At 60.8% G+C, this 6,684-nt stretch carries 10 protein-coding genes and 1 tRNA gene; 6 read left to right on the top strand and 5 right to left on the bottom strand.

Annotated elements, in window-relative coordinates; translation table 11 throughout:
• Positions 1–296: 296 nt before the first annotated feature.
• Together EGH25_RS09555 and EGH25_RS09550 are read right to left on the bottom strand one after the other, a co-directional pair.
• Positions 297–371, bottom strand: a tRNA-Thr gene (locus EGH25_RS09555).
• A 42-nt stretch (positions 372–413) separates the two neighbouring features.
• Positions 414–602: a hypothetical protein gene (locus EGH25_RS09550; RefSeq protein ID WP_266087984.1), complete on the bottom strand. Its 189-nt coding sequence runs from the start codon at positions 600–602 to the stop codon at positions 414–416.
• A gap of 87 nt (positions 603–689) precedes the next feature.
• On the opposite strand from EGH25_RS09550, the gene EGH25_RS09545 reads away from it, so the two are divergent.
• From EGH25_RS09545 to EGH25_RS09525, 5 genes are all read left to right on the top strand, one after another.
• Positions 690–1,676, top strand: coding sequence for a deoxyhypusine synthase (locus EGH25_RS09545; RefSeq protein WP_266087982.1), 987 nt, complete (start codon positions 690–692; stop codon positions 1,674–1,676).
• Between the two features lie 35 nt (positions 1,677–1,711).
• A complete protein-coding gene (locus tag EGH25_RS09540) occupies positions 1,712–2,077 on the top strand; it encodes a DUF7522 family protein (RefSeq protein ID WP_266087980.1) in 366 nt (121 codons plus the stop codon).
• 132 nt (positions 2,078–2,209) lie between these two features.
• Positions 2,210–2,578, top strand: coding sequence for a BRCT domain-containing protein (locus EGH25_RS09535; RefSeq protein WP_266087978.1), 369 nt, complete (start codon positions 2,210–2,212; stop codon positions 2,576–2,578).
• 30 nt (positions 2,579–2,608) lie between these two features.
• Positions 2,609–3,640, top strand: coding sequence for an archaeosine biosynthesis radical SAM protein RaSEA (locus tag EGH25_RS09530; protein WP_266087976.1), 1,032 nt, complete (start codon positions 2,609–2,611; stop codon positions 3,638–3,640).
• Positions 3,637–3,930 carry a hypothetical protein gene (locus EGH25_RS09525; protein WP_266087974.1) on the top strand — a complete coding sequence of 98 codons (294 nt, stop codon included), beginning with the start codon at positions 3,637–3,639 and terminating at the stop codon, positions 3,928–3,930. The genes EGH25_RS09530 and EGH25_RS09525 overlap by 4 nt, the downstream gene beginning before the upstream one ends.
• Here EGH25_RS09525 and EGH25_RS09520 read toward each other — a convergent pair.
• From EGH25_RS09520 to EGH25_RS09510, 3 genes are read right to left on the bottom strand one after another with little or no spacing between them, the layout of a single operon-like run.
• Entirely contained in the window at positions 3,927–4,073 is a 147-nt protein-coding gene (locus tag EGH25_RS09520; RefSeq protein WP_266087972.1) for a hypothetical protein, read from the bottom strand. The two genes, EGH25_RS09525 and EGH25_RS09520, sit on opposite strands and share 4 nt — an antisense overlap.
• 31 nt (positions 4,074–4,104) lie before the next feature.
• Positions 4,105–4,641, bottom strand: a complete 537-nt coding sequence (locus EGH25_RS09515) for a hypothetical protein (RefSeq protein WP_266087970.1) — start codon at positions 4,639–4,641, stop codon at positions 4,105–4,107.
• A gap of 34 nt (positions 4,642–4,675) precedes the next feature.
• Positions 4,676–5,188, bottom strand: coding sequence for a hypothetical protein (locus EGH25_RS09510; protein WP_266087968.1), 513 nt, complete (start codon positions 5,186–5,188; stop codon positions 4,676–4,678).
• Between the two features lie 99 nt (positions 5,189–5,287).
• On the opposite strand from EGH25_RS09510, the gene EGH25_RS09505 reads away from it, so the two are divergent.
• On the top strand, positions 5,288–6,682 hold the full coding sequence (locus EGH25_RS09505) for an FAD-binding oxidoreductase (RefSeq protein ID WP_266087966.1): 1,395 nt from the start codon (positions 5,288–5,290) through the stop codon (positions 6,680–6,682).
• Positions 6,683–6,684: the final 2 nt, after the last annotated feature.

Raw genomic sequence — 6,684 nt, 5'->3', positions numbered from 1 at the left:
TAACGCTGTGTTCGGGTGTTAATCCGGAGCCGACCCGTTATGCGAAGGTCGAGGGGAATTAAATTCGCCTGCGACGGAACGACCCGGTTTGGGACGTGCGGTCAAAACGGTGAAGCCTCGGGGCTTGCCCCCGAGGTACTTCACCTTTTCCGGAGAAGATCAGCTTAGGTTGGTGGCATAGGTTCGGATAACAACCTCGGAGGAGAACTGAACCACGGTCAGTCCGTTCGCGGTAACCGCTCACTTCCTTCACCGGTTCAATCCCGATCGGCTTTCGCTCCGCTAAGCTTCGCTCAAGCCTCGGCCGGGAATTGAACCCGGGAACCTCGTCATTACCAATGACGCGCTCTACCAGGCTGAGCTACCGAGGCGCGTCGTGTGATTGCACACGCCGGGTTAAGAGTATTTCTTTCTCAGACGCTCCTCTGAACCCGTCCGAGAAGGTATCCGAGGTAGACGAACGAGAGACCCGCGAGCCCGACACCTACGACGCCGAGAAGGAGGTCGGTCGTGGTCGCCTCGGATGTGAGAGCGATCAGAATCCTGTTGAGACCCCAGAAGAAGGCTACCGCGGCGACTACCCCGATAAGCCATCTGAGCATACCTACCGTACACGACGCCTGTATATAACTCTTAACCCGGCTTCCCGAATACGACCGTTTCAAGAAGCCGACCCGCGTACCCGACGTATGGAAGGCGATACACACGAAAACGTCGTGCCGGGGAGCGACGAGGAGGTCGACGCCCCCGACGTACGCGGCTACGACTTCCGCGACGGCTTCGACCTGAGCGCGATGCTCAACGCGTACGCAACGACGGGGTTTCAGGCAACGCATCTCGCAGAGGCTGTCGACATCTGCGAACGGATGCGCGACGACGACGCGACGGTCTACCTCACCTTCACCTCCAACATCGTCTCGTCGGGTCTGCGCGAAGCCGTCGCCTACCTCGTCCGCGAGGGACATGTCGACGTAGTCATCACCACGTCCGGCTCCGTCGCCGAGGACGTTATAAAGACGGAGAAGCCGTTCAAGATGGGCGACTGGGACGCTGACGAGGCGGAGCTACGTGACCGCGGCATAAACCGTCTCGGCAACATCTACGTCCCCTCCGACCGTTACGTCTGGTTAGAGGAGTACCTGTACGACTTCTTCGACGACTTCTTCGCCGATGAACGCGTCCGTACACCGTCTGAGTTCTGCGCCGAACTCGGCGAGCGACTCGACGACCCTGACTCCGTCCTGAAACAGTCAGCCGACAACGACGTACCCGTCTACTGTCCCGCACTTACCGACGCCGAGGTCGGAAACTTCCTCTACTACTACCGCCAGCGCGACGACGCGCACGACGGCGTCGGTATCGAGATACTCGACGACTACGAGGCTCTCATAGACGACGGCTTGCTCGCCGATACGACGGGTCTTATCGCCGTCGGCGGCGGCGTCCCCAAGCACCACGCGATCATGACCAACCTGTTCCGCGGCGGTGCCGACTACGCCGTCTACGTCTCAACAGGCATGGAGGGCGACGGTTCGCTTTCGGGCGCGCCCCCCGACGAGGCGGTTTCGTGGGGGAAGATAAGATCGGAGGACGAGACCAACTACACTCAGGTACAGGCGGAGGCGACGCTCGTCCTCCCCCTCCTGATCGCAGGAGCCTTCGCCGAAGATTCATAAACGTTAACCACCGTTCGGACGAAACACCCCCAAGAATGGGGACGAGACAGAAAGAGCTGGTCGAGGTTCTGAAGGACGAGATCGGCGACAAGCTACGTGCTGTCGGGCGGTACGACAGGGAAGGCTACGAGGTTCTCTACATACGTGACGACGTGGCGGACGAGTTCAGTCAGGAGGATATAGAGGAGATACACCACGACATGGTTCTGAAGGGTCTCGGAAACCAGCATATAGAGTCACTGTTCAACGACGAGGCGCTCGAATGCTCCATCTACCAGTTCGACGACTCCGTCCGTCTCCATTTCGTAAACAACGACTACCTCGGCTACTACGTCTCTTTCGACTACGACGGCGAGATAAACCCGTCGAGGATAGTCAACGACTGTAAGAATCTCGTTTAGGGAGCGCCGTCTCTGTAAAATTAGGTTTACAGATTAGGAGGCTTCTCTGTGCAAACGAATAAAGTATAAGTACGCGCAGGTATATGTCCTAGGTAGAAGGTCAAGAAACAGACGGAGTACGTATTCAACATCATGAATCAGGAGAGTCCGTTTCCGGACGAAAAGACCCGGAACAACGAAGTGCTCACACATCTGCGCGACGACGGACCCGCGACGGCGGACGAGCTACCGCGCAACCCCAACCTTCAGGAACGCCGGTGGATGGGGACGTTCGACGTCACACGGTCGGGGACAGGTTCGTCGAAGTCGCGCGGACGTACCGTTGCGGTCTACTACCTCTACGGCGACGAGCGCCGAGCGGTGCGTAAGTATATACAGGAGAATCAGGGGTTCGTCGAGTCGTGCATGGACGACAAGGTCAACCCTATCAACATGGGTATGGAGGACTACTGGTGGCAGATGTTCTGCGAGGAGTGGGTCTGGGGCGGCTACGATAGCTAACCATTTACGCGTCGATAGCTTAGCGGGGGTATGTCGATGGAAACGTCGGACGCGCTCAACGAGTCGATGCGGGGTATACGGGCGCGCAAGGATCGTGACGCCAACCCCGACGAGCCTATACGTGTCTGGGTCGACGAGGATCGGTCGCCCGAAGGACGCGGTAAGTCTCTCACTATCGTCTTCAACACCGACGGATGCAGATGGGCGCGCGCGGGCGGATGTACGATGTGCGGCTACGTCGGCGAGTCGAACAAGGGCGCTGTCGACGCCGACTCGATGTTGACCCAGTTGGACAAGGCGTTGGAGCACGAGCGCGACGAGGGTGTTGAGTGCGAGAACGTCAAGATGTACACGAGCGGGACGTTCTTCGACCGCCGTGAGATACCGCCGGAGGCGCGCCACGAGATACTCGACACGTTCTCCGACCGGCGCGTGGTCGTCGAGACGCTCCCCGACTTCGTGGAGGACGACGTTATACAGGACGCCGTCGAACGCGTCCGTAAGCTCTGTATCGCCGTCGGTCTCGAAACCGCCGACGACCACGTCAGACGCGAATGCGTCAACAAGTACTTCGAGTTCGACGAGTTCGTACGCGCCGCGAACGTGGCGCACGATCACGGCGCGACCGTGAAGGCGTATCTCCTGATGAAGCCGCCTTTCCTGACAGAGAGCGAGGCTATCGAGGATGCCGTCTACTCCGTACGCAAGAGCGCCGAGCACGCCGATCTCGTCTCCGTCAACCCGTGTAACGTACAGAGGTACACGCTCGTTGACCGTCTCCATTACCGTGACGGCTACCGCCCTCCGTGGCTCTGGAGCGTCGTAGAGGTTCTGCAACGCACCCAGGACGCGCCCGCCGTCGTCGTTTCGCGCCCCGTGGGTTCGGGCGGCGACAGGGGCGCGCACAACTGCGGCGAATGCGACGACGACGTATACGACGCCGTGACGGCGTACTCGCTTACGGGCGACGCCGATGTTCTCGAACGCCCTGACTGCGGATGTAAGAAGAAATGGCGTGCCGTGCTCGAACGCGAAACGGCGTGGCGAGCGCCCCTCGGATGACCGACGGAGACGCGAACGCCGAAGGGTTCTACGTCGCTGTACGTATACTCGAAGAGGTGGCGAAGGAGGATGGCGATACCGAGGGTGCGGCGGTCTGCGCGCGCGTCGCTGAACACGTACGCGACACAGGACTATCCGGCGTGGAAGGGATACTCGACGGTGCCGAAGGGCGCTCGGCGGAACGTATACGCGTCGCTCTCGCCGAGGTACGTGAGAACGGAACCGCCGAGATCGCCGGTGAGGTGGACGACGATCTCGTGGCGGTTATCAGATCGGAGTTTGACGCCTAGATATACTCCTCTTCGAGAACCCAGCCGAGCGCGCGTTTGTAGTACGTGAACATCTGCCGCACACCTTCGTGGTTCATGTTCTCGTCGTCTAACTGCTCCTTTAGAAACTCGTACTGCTCCCTTATCTCTTCCTCGTCGCGCATACGCGGTGTACGTGCGCGCGACTTTCAAGCCTTACGTCTCGGTGGCGTTGTCTCCGCGCGAACCGTTCCCGGATACGTCCGTCGAGTTCCACCAGTACCCTCGTGGAGGTAGTTCGTCAGGGAAGGCTATCTCGTCGCAGGGGGCATACCCCTGATCCCGCTGGTTCACAGCGAGGACACGGATGGTGTCGACGGTGTCCGGAGACAGACTCTCGTTACGCGCCGGTATGGTGACGTTCTTTCCGAACGTTGGAACCTCGACGGGTCTGGTACCGCCGGGGTCTAACGGTGCGTCGCTCAACCGCTCGGTGTCGTTGTAGAACGAAGCACCGATATGGAACGTGAGAGACTCTGTTTCGGGACAGTAGAGGTACGGCTCCGCTCTTATCTCCGCCGTAACGACGCCGTCCTGAGTCTGCCCCTTTTCGATATCCGTCACGGTAATACGCTGGTACCTGTTGTCGGGGTCTTCGGGCGGCGCGTTGACGAACACGTAGCCTAAAACCGCGACCTCGGCGACTATGAGTACACCTAACACGTACGCGGAGACCATCACCCATCTCTTCATTCATCCCACCATGGGCGCATTGAGCCGGACGAAGTTAAGTCCTAACCTCTATACCACCGCTCTCCTCCGTCGCCGTTCCACGGTCGGTACGTTCGAGCGCGAAGTACGCCACGAAGCTGTACCCGCCGCCGAGCTTTGCGTTCGACGTGCCGAGGAAAAGACCGTCGTCGACCTCCTTGAGGTCGTCGCGTACCCTGCGCACACCGGGCGGGTTTTCGGGCTGGTCGTAGTCGAAGATCAGTACGTCGTTGTCGTCAGGTACGAGCGACGAGGCGATACGCGTCTCGAACTCAAACCCCTGCCGTTCGAGAGGTCCGTACCCGAACCTGTTCGCACCGACGCCGCGGTCGATACGTTTCCCTTTCCACGGTAGGAGCGACGTGTTCACGGCTTCGCGCACGGCTTCGGCGCGGAGGGGTCCACGCCCCGCGAGTACGCGCCCCTCGGTCTCACCGTCGAGCGCGTCCTCGTCGGGCGTTTCGCCGCCGAGGAAAAGCTCGTCGAGTTCGGACTTCGACCTGTTTACGAGTTCGTCTGCGGTCAGCATATCCGTTGTTTTGAGGACGACGTATTTATAGGTTGCACCGCGTATAACCGGCTCCGAGACGGCAGGAACTGTTAACCCTGCGCGACGCGTCGGTTCCGTATGTCCGAGATGGGTTTTCTCACCGACGCAGTCGACGGTTCGAAGGTCAAGTTAGGTGACGGCGAACGGGACAGGCACGCGAACGACTGGGCGACCGAAGGGCGCGTGGAGGCAACGCCCGACGCAGTCGTCTACCCAACTACGACCGAGGACGTTTCGAACGTCGTCGCAGTCTGTGACGAACGCGGTGTGCCCGTCACGCCGTACGCCGCAGGGACAGGTCTGGAGGGTAACGCCGTCCCCGTCCGCCGCGGTGTCTCTCTCGACATGACGGAGATGGATGCCGTCCTCGACGTACGCCCCGACGACTTTCAGATCGACGTTGAACCAGGTGTCTACGGGAGCGCCGTGAACGAGGCGGTGGAGGGCGACGGCTTGTTCTTCCCGCCTCTGCCTTCGTCGGGGAGCATATCGACGATTGGCGGTATGGTAGCCAACGACGCGGGTGGTATGGGGACGGTACGTTACGGTAAGGTCGGCGACTGGATCGACGAGCTTGAGGTGGTTCTGGCTGACGGGCGCATCGTCGAGTTCGGGAGCAAGGCAAAAAAGACGTCGAGCGGTTACAGGATGCGCGACCTCATCGTGGGAAGCGAAGGGACGCTCGGCGTCGTGACACGCGCCACGCTCCGTCTCAAAGGCATACCCGAGCAGATACGCGGCGGTCGCGCAACATTCGACAGCCTAGACGACGCCGCGGGTGCCGTCTTCGACGCCGTCCGTTCGGAGGTCGACGTGGCGAAGATAGAGCTTGTCGATGCGACGGCGGCGAGCATGGCGAACAGCTACCTCGGCACCGACCTGCCCGACGCGCCGATGGTCTTCGTCGAGTTCCACGCCAACCATGGCGTCGAACGTGAGGTGGGGTTCGCGCGTTCGGTCTTCGAGGCGCACGACGTCGCATCTTTCGAGGTGGGCGCTGACGACGAGGCGGACGAACTCTGGGAGCTACGCCGCGAACTCGGCGTCGCGGTGCGCTCCGCCAACCCGTCGCTCGAACCCGTGCACGCGGGCGACATCGCCGTTCCGATTACGGAGTACCCCGACACCGTCCGTTATATCAAGGAGCTTTCGGAGGAGCACGGCGTCCCCATACCGTGCTTCGGACACGCGGGCGACGGAAACATACATTACCTCGTTCTCGTTGAGGAAGGAGACGACGAGGCGATGCGTGAGGGCGTCGAACTGTACGAGAAGGTCGTCGAGCACGCGCTTGAGGTCGGCGGTACGTGCACCGGGGAGCACGGTATCGGTCTGGGTAAACGGAAGTTCATGGGGCGCGAACACGGCGAGGGCGGCGTCAGGGCGATGCGTACGGTCAAGGATGCGCTCGACCCTAACGGGACGCTGAATCCGGGTAAGGTGTTTCCCGACGACGGTGAGGATCCCCTGTAGCC

The organism is Halorutilus salinus, from assembly GCF_026242195.1.
Lineage (GTDB): Archaea > Halobacteriota > Halobacteria > Halobacteriales > Halorutilaceae > Halorutilus > Halorutilus salinus.
The sequence above is the reverse complement of the archived record's forward strand: the minus strand, read 5'-3'. Positions and strand labels throughout refer to the sequence as shown.